Below are 19,247 nucleotides of genomic sequence, written 5' to 3' on the forward strand. Positions count from 1 at the left end.
ATATTTAAACTCGACGGTGTATCCTCTCTTAGACACAGAAAAACTCCCCTTACGGTAAAACAGATTTTTGTTTTTTAATCTGTCTACCGTAAGGGGAGCATATCACTCTACCCCACTCCTCTTTTCCTTTTACTATTAACGATTTTCAGCAAGAAAGGCTTCGATTTCTTCGACGGTTCTTGGAAGGTCAGGTGTTAGATTTTCATGACCGTTTGCTGTAACAGCAACATCGTCTTCGATGCGTATGCCGATGCCTTCTTCAGGGATATACAGGCCAGGTTCTACAGTGATGACCATGCCTGGTTCGAGCTTTCTTTCACGAATAGCGCCGACATCATGTGTATCAAGGCCAAGAGAGTGGCTGACCCCATGGAAATAGTATTCAGAGATATCCTCTGGATCATCAATTAATCCAATTTTGATGCATTCTTCAGCGAGAAGGCGACGGGTAGCCGCTTGTAAGTCCCCAAAAGGCACACCTGGCTTGATCATAGCACTTATTTCATGCAAGGCCTTAAGGACGATATTATAAATGGTTTTTTGCCGCTCGGTAAATTTACCGTTGACTGGGAAGGTGTAGGAAATATCACCGTTGTAATAGTTCCATTGGGCACCTAGATCCAATAAGACGAGCTCGCCATCATTGACAGTGTCATTATTATCCTCATAGTGTAACACCGTTGCATTTTCCCCACTGGCAGCAATGGTATGGAAGGCATGATGCTTAACCCCGTGTGTTTTTAAGACAAAATCGAAATACGCTTCAAGCTCATATTCTTTCATACCAGGCTTAGCATGGCGCATTAAGTGTTTAATGCCCTCAGAGGTGATTCGTCCGGCTTCTTTAATCTCAGCGATTTCTTCTTGTGTTTTGATTAAGCGCATGTCACAAATGGTATGGTAAGCGTTATGTAATTGAACAGAAGGATAACGGCTGGATACTTCTTGGGCAAAGGCTTGAGCAGGCGTTTGTGCGGCATCCCAGCTGCGTTTTTCTAGATCAAGATACATGTGCTGATACGGTTTCGCCAGCAGCTGATTTTGTATAAATGACTTAAAGTCCTCCAAAAATTCAACATTTGAAATGCCCGACGCATCCTCTGCTTCTTCAGGTGTCATGCTTTCACCGATCCATTTCGCCATGATCGGGTCCGGCCGTTCAACAAAAAGATGCTCGGTAACCTTACCATTAAATTTAGCCATAACGAGAATAATATGTGGCTCGTCGATACCACTTAAATAATAGAAATTGCGATTGGGTACAAAGGGATGAAGCTGATCCCCAGAGGATTGCGGTGCTTGTCCTGCAAAGAAAACAGCTAATGAGCGATCTTCAAGCTGATTGACAAAGCGTTCACGATTGCTGCTGAAAAATTGAGTGTCCATAAAATCCCCCCATTTTCTTAAGATTGCTTTTATTATAGCATATGGCATGACGCTCTACTCTCATAAACACTTTTCTCTCACACTAGAAAGCAGAGCTGGGAAAGGGCATTATAGTGCACAAAATAAGAGACATTATTATTCAAAGTGTGCCAAAAAATTTGTAAAATATCACTTATTATTCTTGTGGATATTCCCTTTCCTAGTGTTTTCTAATATTATAGAGGTAATGTGTCAAGACTATAATGATAGAGGTGTATGTATGGGTAAAATAAAAGTAATGACTATTTTTGGTACAAGACCGGAAGCCGTTAAAATGGCGCCTTTAGTTCTTGAGCTGAATAAGCATCCTGAACAAATTGAATCTATCGTCACCGTTACAGCCCAGCATCGGGAAATGCTTGACCAAGTATTAGCGGTCTTTAACATAAAGCCTGATTTTGATTTGCATATTATGAAAGAAAGACAAACCTTATCAGATATCACCGTCAAAGCGTTATCAGGATTAGATCAAGTTTTAAAAGAAGTGAAGCCAGATCTTGTCCTTGTTCATGGTGACACAACGACCAGCTTTGTTGGAGGTTTAGCTGCGTTTTACAATCAGATTCCGGTTGGCCATGTGGAGGCAGGGCTGCGTACATATAATAAATATTCTCCTTATCCTGAAGAGATGAACCGCCAGCTCACCGGCGTGCTTGCAGACTTACATTTTGCGCCGACAGATCTCGCTGCTGAGCACCTTTTAAAAGAAAATAAGTCACAAGACTCAATATTTGTTACCGGGAATACGGTTATTGATGCGCTAACAACCACTGTGCGTGAGAACTATAGCCACCCTGTTTTAGAGGAAATCGGTGATCGAAAGATGCTGCTTATTACCGCTCACCGTCGTGAGAATCTTGGAGAAAAAATGCGGGGGATGTTTCGGGCGATTCGCCGTATCGTTGATGAACAAGAAGATCTCTATGCGGTCTATCCCGTTCATTTGAATCCCGCGGTGCGTGAGCTTGCTCAGGCAGAGCTTAACCATCCAAGAATACAGCTGATTGAGCCATTGGGTGTGATTGATTTTCACAACTTTCAAGCCAAGGCCCATTTAATTATGACGGATTCTGGTGGGGTGCAAGAAGAAGCACCGACCTTTGGGGTTCCTGTTTTGGTTTTAAGAGATACTACCGAGCGGCCTGAAGGGGTACAAGCAGGCACATTAAAGCTTGTCGGAACCAAGGAAGATGATGTTTATGAAAGTGCCAAAGAATTATTAACGGATACGAATAAATATGAGACCATGGCTAAAGCAGCTAATCCCTTTGGAGATGGACGAGCTTCTGAAAGAATCGTCAGTATCATTATGAATCGATATCATTAAGGATGAATGAATTTGGATACGGTGAATGTTTTAGGAACGGAATTTATCACTGGCAGTATGGATGCTCTTGTAGCGGAAATGGATGAGCGATTGAGCCAGAAGCAGCAGACCTTTGTTGTGACAGCTAATCCAGAAATCATGATGTATGCAGAAAAAGATAAAGCGTATGCTGAAATCTTGAACAAGGCAGATTATATAACGCCAGATGGGATTGGCATTGTTATAGGGTCGAAGATTTTAAAGAGGCCGATTCAAGAACGTTTAGCAGGCTATGACTTAGTGCATCAATTATTTACCTTAGCAGTGGACAAAGGGTATTCAGTCTATTTCTTAGGGGCAAAGCCAGATGTTATTGAAAGGGCATCAGCCTATGCACAGCAACTATACCCAAGACTAAATATCGTGGGGTATCATCATGGCTTTTTTGACTTAAATGATCCCTCTATTATGGCCGATATCAAGTCAAAATCTCCCGACATTATTCTGGTAGGATTAGGCTTTCCCCGTCAGGAGCAGTGGATTGACAAGTATCGCAGACAGATGACCAAGGGGCTTTTTATTGGAGTAGGTGGGAGTTTTGATGTTTTAGCTGGTGAGGTCAAACGTGCACCGCTTGTTTGGCGAAAAGCCAATTTGGAGTGGCTGTATCGCCTCATAAATCAGCCGTCACGCTGGCGGCGAATGCTCGTTTTACCCGTTTATTTAATTAAAGCTTATAAAGCGCGTTAAGCTGTTTAACAACCATCGAGAAGGTGGTTGTTTTTATTTTATTATCGGAACCTATAACTTTGCTGACGTTCATAAAGGAAGAGAGTATAAGTGTTGTAACCTTGACTTTCGCCATCGAAGGCTTGCGGGCACCCTACGTGTGTGATTTGCAAGAATCACATCAGGAGTTTCAGCGAAGCGGTCAAGCCAAGTTTTCTGATGCCCGCATGAGATAGGCACTACATGATCCCCCTATGAAGCCTCTATTTAGGCTTGAACATTGCGACTTTATTCCCAAACACCTTAATGAACCCTTTACGCTACCTTCAAATGAAATTAATATTCGTCTTTTATGATAAATGTGACAAAAGGTTTGGGAGGGAGTGGAAGTAAAGTCTGTATGAAACATCTTTTAATGATCACTCAAAATTACTATCCTGAAATTGGCAGTGCGGCGAATCGAATGAAAAATCTTCGGCAGCTGCTTAAAGAAGATCAATATGAAGTTACTGTATTAACAACAGAGCCTTGTTATCCCAATCGACAAATTTATGAAGAGGAGAGCGCGTTTTGGTCAATGACTGGGAGTCAAAATGATGTCATCCGTGTTTCTCCATTTTTCAAAAGATATATGAGTAATATGTTACTTCGGTTGCTTCACTTTTTAGATATCATGTTTAAAATGCTGGCAATGCTTTTTCATATCAAAAAACCAGTTGATGTTATTTTAGTTACTTCTCCACCCCTATTTATGGGCATTGTCGGATTGTTTGCCAAAAGGGTATTTAAAGCCCCTGTTATTCTCGATATTCGTGATCTGTGGCCGGACTCCTTTACCGGAGTCGGTGTGCTTAACTATAAACCGATTTTATTTGCTGCAAGAGGTTTAGAAAAGCATTTATATAAGAAAGCCGACCGCATCATTGTCAATAGTCCTTCCTTTAAAACGCATATTCAAAGCAAACGTATCCCTGAATCTCGTATAGCCTTTCTTCCCAATGCCTTAACTGAAGAAGAACTCATGCTTTCCAGTAAACCAGTTGAACGGAAAGATGATATTACCGTGATCTATACAGGTAATCTAGGGCTAGCACAAGATATTGAAAAGTTACTTTGTATTGCAGAACAACTCAAAGAAGAAACGGCGATCACTTTCAAGATCATTGGCTATGGCTATAAGCGAAAGATCATTGAAAAACACATTGTAAGTCGCGGACTAAGTAATATTCAATTATTGGAGCCAAAAACCCGTGAGGAGACTTTATTAGAAGTACACAAAGCAGATATCGCTTATGTGACCCTGGTTGATAAAGATGTGTTTGATACGGTGTTGCCTGGAAAAGTCATGGATTATATGTGTTTGAGTAAGCCAATCATTGGTGACGTATCCGGCTATTGTGCAGAGGTGATCAACGACAGTCAATGTGGTCTGGTCAGTGAAAAGCGCAGTGTCGATGACCTATGTGAACATATTTTATATCTAATTGAGCATCCTGAGCTTCGCGCTTCTTACGGTAACAACGGGTATCGTTATGCCTATAAGCATTTGCGATGGAAGACTAACATTAAAGTATTGGAAGATATCTTGGAGGGCTTTTATGAAAAAGAAGGTTTGCATGTTCGTATGGAATCACTTTACAAATGATGCTCGGGTACTGCGAGAGTGTACAGCACTTTCTCATAATGGCTTTGAAGTGGATTTAATTGCCATCCATGATAGGAAAGATCCCACACTTCCACGTTATGAAAAGCACGATGCAGGATTTTCCATTATTAGAGTTAAAAATTTTTTTCCAGGGATTCAACGATTGCTGGGTTTAGTCAAGCACTACAAACGAAATGGAATGATTAGCATTCCTATAACGGCAATAGGCATTTATTTTTTATGTTTGGGCATCCGTTTTCTTCCTTTATGGATGAGTCTAACACTTCTCGCTCTGCTGGTTGTAATGGCTCTTTTGTTTTTAACGAAGCTTCCAAAATATACAGTGCGTTTATTTATTTTTCTACAAATGGTTCGATGGGGCATGAAAAAGCGCTATGATATCTATCATGCCAATGATTTAAATACACTTCCACAAGGCTGGTTATGTGCCAAAATATTGAGATTGCGCAAGAAACCATTGATCTATGACTCACATGAAGTGCAAACAAGTCGAACGGGCTACGACAGCCCTTTATATGGTCTATTAGAATGGTTTTATTTAAAGTTCACCGATACAATGATTATGGAAAATCACACAAGAGCGAAGTATGTTGAAGAGCGCTACGGCTTTTATCCTAAGGTGGTCCATAATTATCCGGTAACAAGATATCCAGAACAGGATACAAGTATTCTCCTTGCCAAGCAGCTACACCTTTCTAATGATGAGCCCATACTCTTGTACCAAGGCGGTATTCAAACGGGACGTGGTCTTGAACAATTACTTGAGGCTTTTCCAAATTTTAAGCGAGGTCATCTTGTTTTTATTGGTGACGGCAGGATTAAAGATATGTTAATAAAGAAAGTGGAAGACATGGGGCTTACTGATCGCATTCACTTTTTACCAAAAGTTCCTGTTGAAGATCTTTTGTTATATACCAAAAATGCCTATCTCGGTTTTCAAGTGCTCAATAATGTGTGCTTTAATCATTATTCGGCTTCATCTAACAAGCTGTTTGAATATATGATGAGTGGTGTGCCTGTAGTTGCTTGCAGCTTCCCAGAGATCAAAAAAGTAGTAGATGAAGAAAACATTGGTGTCTGTGTTAATTCCCATGATCCCCTGTCTATCGCAGAGGGTGTGAATAGGCTATTGGAGGATAAAGAGTGCTACCAAAGAATGCGGCAAAACTGCTTTAAAGCACGAGACAAATATAATTGGGAGCATGAGCAAGTACATTTTTTAGCTATCTATGAAGAACTTATTGATGTAAATAGCAAGAAATCAATAATCAGTAGTAAAGAAGTCCGAAATAAATCCTTCCTTTCACAAAAATGACATCAATCTTTACAATAACTTTTATCAGAATTTACAAAACATTAACTTTAGCTTGTTACGCTGTTATTGAAAAGATTTCCCATGAAAAATTGTTTGACGAGGGAGGATTTTTTAAATGAAGATTTGTACCATTGGACTCGGTTATATTGGATTACCGACTTCCGTTATGTTTGCCCAAAATGGCGTGGATGTTGTAGGGGTAGACATCAATCCAAACATTGTTGAAGCTCTGAATAAAGGTGACGTGCATATCGAAGAACCAGGTCTTGCAGAAGCATTGCGCATGGTTGTGCAAAATGGTCAATTTCGTGCATCACTATTTACAGAACAGGCGGATGCCTTTATTATTTCTGTTCCTACCCCTAATGCAGAGGATACTTATCGTTCATGCGATATTTCCATCGTCCTTCAGGGGTTAAAGCAGATCATTCCCCATCTCTCAAAAGGGAATACCATTATCGTCGAATCGACGATCGCTCCACGGACAACGGAAGACGAGATCGTTCCAATGATTGAACAAGCAGGCTGGAAAGTCGGGGAGGATATTTTTGTCGTCCATTGTCCTGAACGGGTGCTCCCAGGACAAATCCTTCATGAGCTCATCTATAATAATCGCATTGTTGGTGGCGTCACCTCCGCTTGTGCTGATGCCGGTGCCGACCTTTATAAAATTTTCGTCAAAGGGGAAATCGTGAAAACCAACGCGAAAACAGCTGAGATGTCTAAGCTCATTGAAAATACATTTCGCGATGTCAACATCGCTCTTTCTAATGAACTTGCGAAGCTCTGTATTGAATTAGATATTAATGTATATGATGTGATTCAAATGGCTAATAAACACCCTCGTGTCAATTTACTGCAACCTGGACCGGGCGTCGGTGGACACTGCCTCGCAGTTGACCCATATTTTATTGTTGCCAAGTCACCAGAAACCGCTCAAATCATTAAGACAGCAAGAGAAGTCAACCGTTCAATGCCTCACTTTATCATTGAACAGGTGAATGCTCTGCTTGAGCCGATTAGTCGACCTAAAATTGTCGTCTTCGGCATTACTTATAAAGCTAATGTTGACGATATTCGTGAAAGTCCCGCTTTAGAAATCATTAAACAGTTAAAAGAAGCAGGCACTCACGTCAACATTTATGATCCCCACGTTCATAACGGCTTCTTTGAAGATCTATCCATTGAAGAAGCCATCGACGGCGCACATATGATTCTGTTACTTACGGACCACGATGAATTCAAATCCATTAATTACGACGCTTTAGCAGAACGAATGGAACTGCCGTTACTGTTGGATACAAGACATTGCATTGATACTGAGCAATGGCATAATATGGCGGTCGTTAACCTGGGAAACATCCAAGCCTTTCAGGAACAACTCAACGCTTTAAACGCATAGCATTTTTCTTAGGGTGCTCTTAATTGATAAAAAAATTAGAGTACCTTTTTTAATATAAGCTCAGGCTTTGGCTTTATTTGAGGCCTGCTCGGTATGCTTAACGTATGATGTGAAAGTCACATCAGGTATAGCAAGCACTGTGCAACCGCTAAGTTTTCTACAAGGACTTTCCTGAAAAACAACATCCTCAGTAATGAATTTAAAAATGGACAATCGTTCATATTATGAATAGGGAGGAGCTTATAACGCCATCAAGGTGCGGTACAACAAGTCAGTCACCCAAGCAAAATAACAAAGACGGGTTTTAAAATGACAAAAGGAATGGTCAATTTAACAAAAGCTTCGGCCAAATTAACAAATAGAGCTCGAAGTTTCCGAATCTCGGTGCGAGCGCAACAAAAGTCCTGATCAAGAGAACAAAAACCGGCTTCAAAGAAACAAAAGTCCTGCCCTGTTAATAAAAGCCTCGGCCAAATTAACAAATAGAGCTCGAAGTTTCCGAATGGAGAACAAATCTCCGGTGTAAGTTTCCGAATCTCGGTGCGAGCGTAACAAAAGTCCTGAGCAAGAGAACAAAAGCCGGCTTCAAGATAACAAAAGTCCTGCTCCTGTTAACAAAAGCCTCGGCCAAATTAACAAATAGAGCTCGAAGTTTCCGAATGGAGAACAAATCTCCGGGTCAAGTTTCCGAATCTCGGTGCGAGCGCAACAAAAGTCCTGAGCAAGAGAACAAAAGCCGGCTTCAAGATAACAAAAGTCCTGCCCTGTTAACAAAAGCCTCACACAAAATAACAAAACGTCCACCTCCACACCAAATAACAAAAGTCCCCTTCCAAATAACAAAAAGCGGCTTAAAAAGATGACATCAATTGATAAATTTCTCCACGCTTAGACCAAAACCGCAGGTAAACATAACAATAAAATCCTCACTATGCGTTGAGAAAGGGATATCTCCTTAAATTCCCATTTTATGCAATAGAAATCATATTGTCAGTTCTCTCGTTTCCGCTTATTCTATTAAAGTACACAGCGGAGGAGGGATATTCATTTGATGAATTTAAACGGTCTTCTTCGTCAACATAGGTCGTTAAAGTCTACTAAACAATTACTATCTTTCATTCTATCTACTCTTTTGCTGCTCTTCTTAATGCTGATTTTCGCGCATACAAGCTATGCCGATGATATAGATCAACAACACAAACATGTCCTCATTACTTTCAAGCATTCGATTGATACACAATTGATTGAGAGCCATGGTGGTCAAATTGACCACGAAATCCCGATGTTTCAAATGGTCTCAGCAACCCTACCTATATCTGACATACCTGCTTTAAAAAACAATCCCGATATTGCGACGATAACTGAAGATGATGAAGTCTCTCTTGCTGGACAGACCGAAGATGAGGGGATTGCCCAAATGCTTCCCCAGCGATCGAATTATCCTTTAACCGGGAAAGGGGTCCGTGTTGCGGTCATTGATACCGGAGTGGATAAGAGCCATCCTGATTTGCACATTGCTGGAGGGACCAATATTTTAAATAGCTCTGATCCTTCTGATTATCAGGACGATAATGGCCATGGAACGGAGGTTGCCGGTGTTATCGGCGCTCAAGACAATTCGATTGGTGTTGTTGGTGTTGCACCTAACGTAGAACTTTATGCGGTGAAGGCACTTGATGCATACGGCGTTGGTCATATTTCCGATATGATTGCTGCCATTTCATGGTGCATCCATCACAATATCGACATTATGAATTTTAGCTTTTCAAGTCCTGATGCCAACACCTATTTACAACAAGCGATTCAGATGGCCGCTCAAAAGGGGATTTTGATGGTGGGTGCTGCTGGAAACAGTGGAAGCCCAAATGCTGATACGGTCGAATATCCTGCGAAATATAATGAGGTGATTGCCGTCGGGGCTGTAGATAACACCCTTAAACGGGCCGATTTTTCTGGAGCAGGAAATACATTAGAAGTCACCGCTCCAGGTGTAAATATCCGGACGACAGCACGAAATAAAAGCTACAGCACAGTGAGTGGAACATCCTTCTCGACGCCAATGGTCAGTGGGTTACTGGCGCTTTATAAAGAGGCGTATCCCGCTGATACTGCAGCACAGATTAGAAACCAGCTCGATACACATGTGCGCGACCTTGGTACAAAGGGGAGAGATGCACTCTATGGTTACGGCTTGCCACTTGCCCCAAGTGTTAAAGCCACTTCACTAAATGGCGGATTTTTAGATATTTCTGATGGGTATTGGGCAAAAAGGGCCATTGACCAGCTCACGCAACGCACAATTATTTCTGGCTATCAAGATCATTATTTTCAACCAGAGGCCGTTGTCACTAGAGCGCAATCTGTCGCAATGATTGGGCGAGCACTGCAATGGGATGGCACACTGCGCCCAACCCCCTTTAACGATGTTGCCTCTTCAAACTTTGCTTCGGGCTATATTATGACAGCCATGCAAAAAGGGATGGTGAAGGGATTTTCTAACGGGACCTTTCAGCCGGACAAGCCTTTAACGCGCGGTGAGTCTGCTTTGTTATTATCACGAGCATATACTTTCCCTGTCTATAAGACCACAGCGTTCACGGATGTTCCAGCAGGTGAGCTTGCACAGGCGGTGGAAACGCTGAGTCGCGCGGGAATTATTGAGGGATATAAAGATCATACGTTTAAGCCTTATAACAAGGTGACGCGAGCAGAATTTGCTTCACTGTTAGCACGGATCTTAGATAAAACCGAGTCATAAAATGTAGGAGGTTAGGCTTTGAAAAATATTAAACGTCTTTCGATTTTAGTTTGTCTTACATTACTATTTAGTATATATGGGAATGTTTGGCTAAATAAAAGCCATGCTGCAGAAGTGGCACAATCCACAACGTATAAGATCACTCAAGAGCAGCAGTCTATGAATCTACCACAAGGTTATACTCTCCAGGTTGACAATCAATCGCCTTTTGCGAGTTACAGATTTGTTCATTCAGGATCTACTGCGTTAGAGAAAAAACTGCAGATGGCAACGGTTGAACAGGTGGTTTCTTTGGAAGTTGCTGGACAAAATTATATCTTAATTTCAGAAAGAGAGGCTGGTTCTGGTGCCTACCTCCATCTTCATCTTTATTTGTTAGGTGATCAAGAGGTAAAGGAAGTCTTTACATCAGACAAACTCTATCCACAGGCAGATGTGAGTGTCTCTAATGATCAGCTTAAAGTCACCTATCCCATCTTTGCCGATGACCAGCCACAAGCCGCTCCATTGTCTATTAAAGAGGATGATTATCTCTTACAGAATGGCACAGTGACTCTACAAAAAACGGTAGCGGGAACAGAGAAAAAGGAACAAGATGATACGTATAAAATCAAGGCAACCAATACGAACCCTTCTTGGAAAGAGATCAGTGACTATTTGACCACAGCGGCAATTGCCCATAATATTCCCCCGGAAATTGTCAAAGCGATTGCTTGGCAGGAGAGTGCTTGGCAACAATTTTGGACAAGCGATCCCGATGGGACAGGTCCAAAACAAGTCGGTGATCCTGTCATTGGATTTGATGGGCGTGGCTTAGGCATCATGCAAATTACTTTGGCACAATCCTATCTCGATAGCCATCCTGGTCTTGAAAATGATTTAAAATATGATTGGAAAAAGAACATTGATTACGGCGTGCAAATTTTAGATGACAAATGGGGATACGGCGGTGTGACTAATCTTACACCAACGATTAACGATAATGATAAGAAAAATCTTGTAAACTGGTACTTTGCCATCATGGCTTACAATGGCTTTTCTAAGATCAATGATCCACATTTTACAACCTATACACCCTATCAGGATCTCATCTATGCTCACATGAAAAAATATGGTTTAATTGATGTTCCTGAAGTGCAAACAGCTGATCTTGATGTCTATTATAATACTGGAAGTTCAAGAATGTATTTTAATAATAAAATGCATTATACAATCGACCAAGTGGTCAATTCAAAATATGCATTCAGTAAGGGGCAAACCTTGCAAATTAATACGGCGAGTGTTGGCTTAAAATCCGATCATGAAGCGAACGCGAATGTTGTGAAGGTTCTCAACATAGGTGATCGTGTCACGGTCTTAGATGCACCAACGAATCCAAGTGATCGTTTTAGCCATTTTACGTATTATCCTGTTAGCTTGAGTGATGGCACAATCGGATATGTGGAGTCCGCTTATCTCACAGATAGTCTCACCAACAATTCGGTTGATAATACATCAGGGCAAACGTCAGACCCTGTCTCAACAACACCATCGTCACCAACGGTGCAGCAGCCATCATTTAGCGACTTAAAGAAAGGCTCCTATGGCTATGATCAGGTAGCAGCATTAAATAAAAAGAACATCATTTTTGGTTTTAGTGATGATAGCTTCAGACCAGAAGCCTCTCTTACTCGTTTACAAGCAGCCTTAATGTTTGTCCGAGCACTTCATTTAGACACGCCTAATGTCAAGTCAACAGGCTTTAACGACATTAAAGTCGGTTCTGAGCACTATAAGGAAATGGCTGCAATCAAAAAAGCCGGCATCTTTGATGGGGATGGTAACGGGAATTTCAATCCCAATCAGATCTTAACGCGTGGACAAATGGCCAAAGTGCTTTGTGTAGCCTTTGATTTACAGCATAAGAGCAGCTACACTACGCCTTTCAGTGATGTAAAGAATAACATTTTTCAAAGCTATATCGAGACCCTTTATGGCAACCATATTACTTCAGGTCTTTCAAAAACCACTTATGGTGTAGACGAAAAGATTAAACGCGTAGACTTTTCCATTTTTCTATATAAAGTCATATAAAAGCATGTCACTTAAAGACTGATTCGTGGCAGACATTTTACTTGTCTCCCTGAACCAGTCCTTTTCTTTGTTTAGTGTGAATAAAGCCTCTCTGCTTAAGGTAGATTTTTTTGTAAAAAGCAAATAGAAAATAAGTAACGCCCGCGAGGCTTCGGAAAGGAAGCTGCTCTTGAGTCACTTCATAATAGCTTCTCTTGGAGATATTGTTTGTTAGCTTCATTTTATACGGAACAATCAAGGCTATTTTGTTTTTTTGAGTGTCGTACTTAATAGTATCATCTGTTTCATCACTTCAAGTAAGACTAATATTGGGGATTTTACTACTGCTACTCACATCAGGTCTGAAGTCATAAAATAGCGCTGAGAGGTTGACTTTTGATACACTCTCTTTGGAGATGAGATTGACCAATTAAAAAAGTTAAGATAATTATATATATGTAATTGTTTAAATGGTAATATGATAAGGAAATGTGATTTAATATTGCCGAAACCAATAGGTCCTTTTTGTTGAAGGTGGCAACCATAATTAGTAAAAGAACTTAGCTCCATAAGTGAAAATCAAAACTATTAATAAGTTAATGGTTAAGGCTCTATTATTTGAATGTGTGAGGAAATATACGAGATGGGCGAGAAAAATTTATATATGTTGTGACTTTAATTAGCTAAGAATAAATAATAGGACTGAACGAAATGCATGTTTCAGTCAAGAAAATATAGAGATCCAATCATCAGTTTTGCGATTATTATGGCTGAGCTGGATTAATAAAGAGTTCTCATAATAGGGCACAGAAATCGATCAAGGAGAATTTTTAACCCATGCTGAAAAAAAATGATTATATACCTTTATATGAGCAATTGCGAAAAATTTTACGAACGCAAATCCTTAATGGGCACTATAAAGAGGGGGACATGTTGCCTTCAGAATCTCATTTAATGAAAGAGTATGATATCACACGCACAACGATCAGAAAAGCGATTCACGCATTGAGTCAAGAAGGACTCGTTCAACAGGTACATGGCAAAGGGACATTTGTAAGAATAAAAGAAGTTAAGAGGACAATATGGAATTTTCAGGGTTTTTCTAATTTAGCGAGGAATAGAAACGAGGAGCCCGTTTCTAAAGTCATTGAGCATACTATTAAAAAAGGAGCAAAGGGACTTTATTTGAAACTTATTCGATTGCGAGGAATGAATAAAGATGGAATAACCACTTGGATGACACTTGATCATTCAGAACTCCCACTTGATATATTTCCTGGATTGGACAAGTATAACTTCGAAAATCAATCACTTTATGAAGTTTTAGAAAAAAACTTTCAATGTCCACCGCACCATGTAGATTTGGAAATAACACCTATTATAAGCAATCAAAAGCTTAATACTTTGTTCGAGATTGATGGAGATTTTCCTTTGCTAAAAGCTAATGGGATCGTGTTTAACAAAGAAGGAGATGAAATTGAACAAATTGAAGTCGTTTACGCACCTCACTTTACATTTAAAATGTCTCAAGTGATTTAACTATTTGAATAATCTATCTCTATCAATCTTTTATACTTGACGAATTCCTATCTAAATTTTATTATTAACTTGTACGTATGAGTATACAAGTTGGAAGAAAGGTGAGGACAGTTTGATTAAGGATAAAATAGCGGGAACATTGTATGGAATGGCAATAGGCGATGCCTTGGGAATGCCATCAGAGTTGTGGAACAGAACAAGGGTGAAAGACTTTTTTGGGAGGATAGAGACCTTTTTGGATGGTCCCCAGGAGAATGGAGCAGCTAAATATTTTCGTTTAGGACAATTTACTGATGATACGTCACAGGCCCTTATTCTTTTAGATAGCTTATTTGAAAACGATTTTATTCCAGATCAACATATCGTTGCAAATAAACTAATTGATTGGGCCTATAGCATTGATGCATTCTCGAAAAATATTTTGGGTCCTAGTTCTAAAGCGGCCTTAACAGCAATTAAAAACAAACAAGATCCTGAACCTTTTACGTCAACTGCACTTACCAATGGTGCAGCGATGCGAATCGCTCCAATAGGCTGCTTGTTTTCCCCCCAAGAAAAGGAGGAAATGAAGCATTTAATTGTGAAACTTAGTAAAGCAACGCATTCGACAGATGTTGCTTTAGGAGGAGCTGCTATGATTGCTACTGCTGTAAGCGCAGCTATTGCAGATTACGGCTGGAATGAAATCATGGCAGAAGCTATTTCTATTTATTCATTGGTTGCAAAAGAAGGTGCTGAAACGTTTAGTGCTTCTCTTATCGAGCGATTGAAGCTGGGAATAAAACTTGCAGATCAATACAAGGAGGATGAGGAAGAGTTTACTCAAAAGATCTATGATCTGGTTGGCGCGGGAACCATGACAAGTGAATCAGTTCCTGCTGCATTAGCGATCGCTTATTTTGCCAAAGATCCTGTCAGATGTGCTTTACTGTGCGCAAATCTTGGAGGAGATACAGATACAATTGGTGCAATGGCAACTGCTATTTGCGGTGCAAAAAACGGGTTCAAAAGTTTGGATCCATCTTGGGTAAGAGTTATTGACAAAAACAATGAAGTTTCTTTGCAGACATATGTTAAACGAATTGTTGAATATATTACAAAAAAAGGGAAAGGGTGAGAGATATGTCGATGAATTCGCATTCCTCTTTATTTCTTTCAGAATCCGAAAAGGTAGCGGGTCCAAAGGATTTATTTTTTATCTGGTTTGCTGCAAATATGGGGATTTTAGGTATAGTTTATGGAGGAATTATTATTGGTTTTGGTTTAAGTTTTTTTCAATCCCTTCTTGTCGCTTTGTTAGGTCCTCTTTCTTTTATATTAGTCGGAATCGTCAGCCTTGCAGGAAGGGATTCAGGAGCAACAACCTTTGTACTTTCAAGGGCTGCCTTCGGTCTTAAAGGAAATTTTATTCCTGCCTTGATTGGATGGGTGACACAGATCGGTTGGTTAACTGTCAATGTTTCAACAGGTACTTTAACAATTTTAACATTGCTGCATCTTTTTGGTGTTGGTACAAATACAGTGACTACGCTTCTAGGCTTAGCTATTTTTGCGGGCATGGTTATTGTATCTAGTCTTTTCTCTCAGCAGCTCCTAGTTAAAGTGCAGACTTTTTTCACATACTTCTTTGGTGGATTAACCATTCTTGTTATCGGTTTCATTATTCCATCGGCAAATTGGGGAAAATTAATAGAAATGCATTCAGGTTCTTGGCTTACAGATTTTTTACCGGCTCTGGTTTTCACGATGATTGGCACTGGATTGACCTGGACTAAAGTCGCGTCTGATTATAGCCGCTTCCAAAAAAAATCGAATTCTAACTATTCTGTTATATCTAGTGTGACATTTGGAGCGCTGATTCCGTTATTTATTATTATTGGGGCAGGAGTACTGTTAGCGTCTTTTGTACCTGATTTAGCAAGCGCTTCGAATCCTATTTTAGCTATTATTGATAGCGGTTCCCTGCCACATTGGTTGATTGTTTTGTATGCATTGGCTGCGCTTGGGGGATTGACACCTCAATGTTTTATTGGTTTAAAATCATCTGGCTTAATTATGAAGAGTTTTAATATCAATTGGAAAGAATCCTATGTCATCTTTTTTCATTCACTTATTATTATCGTCGTGCCTATTTATATTCTCATCATTTCGAAAAACTTTTTGGGATTTTTTCAAGGGTTTTTAAGTGCATTGGGGGTTGGACTCGCTGCGTGGGCGGCGGTATTTATCACCGACTACATTTGTTTGCGGAAGCAGGGATATAATTCCGAATTATTGGAGATAGAACGAGCGAGGAAGGTTAACATGAAGGGAGTTATCAGCTGGATCATTAGTGTTCTGGTTGGTGTGCTTTTTACGAAATCAACGCTATTCACTGGTCCATTAGCAGTGGGGGTATTCGCAAAATCGAATTTGGGTGTCTTCTTTACACTTTTTACAAGTGCTGTTTTGTACTTGATACTTATTCAAAACGAGAGACGACATAAAGAGGAGGTATAATATGAATGCGCAAACAGTCGATAACCCGCGTAAAAAAGTATTGGTGATGGGGAGTGCCATTCTCGATGTTATTTTGACTATCCCTTCACTGCCTAAGAGCGGGGAGGACGTATTTGCGAAGCAGGAAGAAAGCTTTGTCGGTGGCTGTGCATATAATGTCGCAAACATTTTGAAGCGATGCGGAGTTAATTATGATTTGATGGTGCCAATTGGAAATGGCCCAAATGGAAAAAGAATTCAAGAACAGCTTATAGAAGACAACCATTCTCTAATAATAAAAGATAATCATGAAGATAATGGATGGTGTTTGTCAATCGTTGAAGAAGGAGGTGAAAGGACTTTTATTACGATGACAGGGATTGAAAATGATTGGAAGCCTGAATGGTTTGAGCATATTGACATTTTTGCATATGATTATATTTACTTATCAGGATATACTTTTGAAGGACACTCAGCTTCAGTTGTATTGGAAGAATTAAAAGGAAAGAAAAAAGATGCAAAAATTATATTTGATCCTTCTCCTCGTGCACGTCATTTGAACAAAGATTTCTTACAGAATCTTTTTCAGCTCAACACCATTGTCCATTGTAATGTCTCTGAACTTGCAGCCCTTACAGGAACCACTGAAATGAAGGAAGGGGTCAGCAGGCTAAATAGCATCACATCTGAACCTGTAATTGTCACAATGGGAGGAGATGGAACCCTGTACTACGCTGAAGAAGGGTTTGGTGAATGTAAAGAAGCTCCTATAATACCAGTCGATACGATCGGAGCGGGAGATGCCCACATGGGTGGCTTCATTGCGGGGTTAGTAGCTGGAAAATCAATACGAGAGGCTTGTTGCTGGGGGAACGTTATGGCACGCAAAATTGTCCAGGTACGTGGTGGGAAATTGCCTTAATAAATTGAGAGAAACGAGATCTCTCTGATTCCATTTTATTCTTTGATAATGCAGTTTTCGGTTTTTTCCGAAGGCTGCGTTTTTTTCGTGAAGTGTTTTTGAAGAATTATTGGAACGATCCATTTATACTTTTTGTGAGCGGATGTTCCATTTATTCGACTATTGTTTATCAATGAATCGCGGCGTATCGAGTCACACACCGTCTACCAAATACTGAGTGTCACATACACGTTCCCCGATTGTTTATTTTTATAGAAGGCATTAGGTCAAAGGCGCTATACAATGTAAAAGCTTTTACATAAATTAATATTTAGGGTGTATGTATGGCATAGTGGAATAGCAACATATAAATAGTGTGCTATATTCACATTTATTTAATGTCTTCTGTATCTTTTGTGTGATTTATTTCTCAAAAGGTTACGAATCTCTTTAATTGTTTCACCAAATCATTTATTATTAATCATAAAAAAGGAGGAGTTACTTTGAATCTTGCAACTGAACCGAGCTTGCGTGCTCATGGTGGGCAACTTGTGAACAGAGAATTATCTGCAGAACAGCGAAAGGACTATCTATCGAGACAACTCCCGTCCATCACCGTGTCAAACTGGACTGTTTCTGATATTGAATTGATCGGTATAGGTGGATTTAGTCCATTAACGGGTTTTATGGGTCAGAAGGATTATCTGAGTGTTGTCAATGATCTAAGGCTAGCTGATGGTACGATTTGGAGTATTCCCATCACATTGCCAGTGACCAAGGAGGAAGCTGATCAATTAGCTATCGGTGATGAGGTCGCTCTTGTCGGTGAAGATGGTGTTACTTATGGTGTGCTTCAGCTTGAGGAAAAATACGACTATGATAAGCAATTAGAAGCACAAAATGTTTATGGCACCACCGATGAAGAACATCCAGGAGTGAAGAAGCTTTATGACAAGGGTGAAATATATCTTGCAGGTCCAATTCATCTACTGAACCGACCGGATCATAGCGATTTTGAGGATTTCTATATGGACCCTAAGGAAACACGGGCGATGTTTGCTGAATTAGGCTGGAAAACCATTGTAGGCTTTCAAACTCGTAACCCTGTTCATCGGGCGCATGAATATATTCAAAAATGTGCACTAGAAGCCGTTGACGGCTTGTTATTGAATCCACTTGTTGGCGAAACAAAAAGCGATGACATTTCAGCGGAAATTCGCATGGAGAGCTATCAAGTCATTCTTAAACATTATTATCCCAAAGATCGCACACGCCTTGTTATTTATCCTGCTGCTATGCGCTATGCTGGTCCACGAGAAGCAATTCTCCATGCCATTGTTAGAAAAAATTATGGCTGTACACATTTCATTGTTGGGCGTGATCATGCAGGTGTGGGTGATTACTATGGCACTTATGAAGCTCAAGAGCTGATCAGTCAATATGAGGCTGAGCTAGGCATTAGCATTTTTAAATTCGAGCATGCGTTTTACTGCAAAAAATGCGGCAATATGGGAACCGCAAAAACCTGCCCACACGATAAAGCCTTTCACGTGCATCTAAGTGGAACCAAAGTGCGAGAAATGCTGCGCAATGGCCAAAAGCCACCAGCTGAATTCTCCCGACCTGAAGTCGCAGAAGTCTTGATTAAAGGTATGCAAAACAACGGCTAAGGCGCA

At 40.3% G+C, this 19,247-nt stretch carries 13 protein-coding genes; 12 read left to right on the top strand and 1 reads right to left on the bottom strand.

Translation table 11 applies throughout. The features are described 5' to 3' along the window. Window positions 1-135 precede the first annotated feature (135 nt). A complete protein-coding gene (locus IEW82_RS18210) occupies window positions 136-1,386 on the bottom strand; it encodes an aminopeptidase P family protein (RefSeq protein ID WP_188698316.1) in 1,251 nt (416 codons plus the stop codon). A 259-nt stretch (window positions 1,387-1,645) separates the two neighbouring features. On the opposite strand from IEW82_RS18210, the gene wecB reads away from it, so the two are divergent. From wecB to sat, 12 genes are all read left to right on the top strand, one after another. Continuing rightward, window positions 1,646-2,752 (top strand): non-hydrolyzing UDP-N-acetylglucosamine 2-epimerase, encoded by a 1,107-nt coding sequence (gene wecB, locus IEW82_RS18215; protein ID WP_188698319.1) that lies wholly within the window; start codon window positions 1,646-1,648, stop codon window positions 2,750-2,752. A 6-nt stretch (window positions 2,753-2,758) separates the two neighbouring features. Next, window positions 2,759-3,481 (top strand): WecB/TagA/CpsF family glycosyltransferase, encoded by a 723-nt coding sequence (locus IEW82_RS18220; protein WP_188698321.1) that lies wholly within the window; start codon window positions 2,759-2,761, stop codon window positions 3,479-3,481. 379 nt (window positions 3,482-3,860) lie between these two features. Next, a complete protein-coding gene (locus IEW82_RS18225) occupies window positions 3,861-5,105 on the top strand; it encodes a glycosyltransferase family 4 protein (protein WP_188698324.1) in 1,245 nt (414 codons plus the stop codon). Continuing rightward, the gene (locus IEW82_RS18230) at window positions 5,059-6,441 is read left to right on the top strand and encodes a glycosyltransferase (RefSeq protein ID WP_229672773.1); all 1,383 of its coding nucleotides are present in this window, start codon (window positions 5,059-5,061) and stop codon (window positions 6,439-6,441) included. The genes IEW82_RS18225 and IEW82_RS18230 overlap by 47 nt, the downstream gene beginning before the upstream one ends. 115 nt (window positions 6,442-6,556) lie before the next feature. Then, window positions 6,557-7,843, top strand: a complete 1,287-nt coding sequence (locus IEW82_RS18235; protein WP_188698339.1) for a nucleotide sugar dehydrogenase — start codon at window positions 6,557-6,559, stop codon at window positions 7,841-7,843. Between the two features lie 1,051 nt (window positions 7,844-8,894). Next, window positions 8,895-10,601, top strand: a complete 1,707-nt coding sequence (locus IEW82_RS18240; RefSeq protein ID WP_229672781.1) for a S8 family peptidase — start codon at window positions 8,895-8,897, stop codon at window positions 10,599-10,601. An 18-nt stretch (window positions 10,602-10,619) separates the two neighbouring features. Beyond that, a complete protein-coding gene (locus tag IEW82_RS18245; RefSeq protein ID WP_188698347.1) occupies window positions 10,620-12,674 on the top strand; it encodes an S-layer homology domain-containing protein in 2,055 nt (684 codons plus the stop codon). Window positions 12,675-13,490: 816 nt separating this feature from the next. Continuing rightward, complete coding sequence (locus IEW82_RS18250; RefSeq protein ID WP_188698351.1) at window positions 13,491-14,192, top strand: GntR family transcriptional regulator; 702 nt, start codon at window positions 13,491-13,493, stop codon at window positions 14,190-14,192. A 112-nt stretch (window positions 14,193-14,304) separates the two neighbouring features. Then, the gene (locus IEW82_RS18255; protein WP_229672775.1) at window positions 14,305-15,309 is read left to right on the top strand and encodes an ADP-ribosylglycohydrolase family protein; all 1,005 of its coding nucleotides are present in this window, start codon (window positions 14,305-14,307) and stop codon (window positions 15,307-15,309) included. 5 nt (window positions 15,310-15,314) lie between these two features. Next, window positions 15,315-16,691 carry a purine-cytosine permease family protein gene (locus tag IEW82_RS18260; RefSeq protein ID WP_229672780.1) on the top strand — a complete coding sequence of 459 codons (1,377 nt, stop codon included), beginning with the start codon at window positions 15,315-15,317 and terminating at the stop codon, window positions 16,689-16,691. Between the two features lies 1 nt (window position 16,692). Then, window positions 16,693-17,592: a PfkB family carbohydrate kinase gene (locus tag IEW82_RS18265; RefSeq protein WP_188698354.1), complete on the top strand. Its 900-nt coding sequence runs from the start codon at window positions 16,693-16,695 to the stop codon at window positions 17,590-17,592. Between the two features lie 482 nt (window positions 17,593-18,074). Continuing rightward, window positions 18,075-19,241 carry a sulfate adenylyltransferase gene (gene sat, locus IEW82_RS18270; protein WP_188698357.1) on the top strand — a complete coding sequence of 389 codons (1,167 nt, stop codon included), beginning with the start codon at window positions 18,075-18,077 and terminating at the stop codon, window positions 19,239-19,241. Window positions 19,242-19,247 lie beyond the last annotated feature (6 nt).

The organism is Pullulanibacillus camelliae (assembly GCF_014642655.1).
Classification (GTDB): domain Bacteria; phylum Bacillota; class Bacilli; order Bacillales; family Sporolactobacillaceae; genus Pullulanibacillus; species Pullulanibacillus camelliae.

Excerpts from the sequence above, each read along its gene's own strand:
- IEW82_RS18210 (WP_188698316.1), bottom strand. The coding sequence starts at position 1,386 with ATGGACACTCAATTTTTCAGCAGCAATCGTGAACGCTTTGTCAATCAG.
- wecB (WP_188698319.1), top strand. The coding sequence starts at position 1,646 with ATGGGTAAAATAAAAGTAATGACTATTTTTGGTACAAGACCGGAAGCC.
- IEW82_RS18220 (WP_188698321.1), top strand. The coding sequence starts at position 2,759 with ATGAATTTGGATACGGTGAATGTTTTAGGAACGGAATTTATCACTGGC.
- IEW82_RS18225 (WP_188698324.1), top strand. The coding sequence starts at position 3,861 with ATGAAACATCTTTTAATGATCACTCAAAATTACTATCCTGAAATTGGC.
- IEW82_RS18230 (WP_229672773.1), top strand. The coding sequence starts at position 5,059 with ATGAAAAAGAAGGTTTGCATGTTCGTATGGAATCACTTTACAAATGAT.
- IEW82_RS18235 (WP_188698339.1), top strand. The coding sequence starts at position 6,557 with ATGAAGATTTGTACCATTGGACTCGGTTATATTGGATTACCGACTTCC.
- IEW82_RS18240 (WP_229672781.1), top strand. The coding sequence starts at position 8,895 with ATGAATTTAAACGGTCTTCTTCGTCAACATAGGTCGTTAAAGTCTACT.
- IEW82_RS18250 (WP_188698351.1), top strand. The coding sequence starts at position 13,491 with ATGCTGAAAAAAAATGATTATATACCTTTATATGAGCAATTGCGAAAA.
- IEW82_RS18260 (WP_229672780.1), top strand. The coding sequence starts at position 15,315 with ATGTCGATGAATTCGCATTCCTCTTTATTTCTTTCAGAATCCGAAAAG.
- IEW82_RS18265 (WP_188698354.1), top strand. The coding sequence starts at position 16,693 with ATGAATGCGCAAACAGTCGATAACCCGCGTAAAAAAGTATTGGTGATG.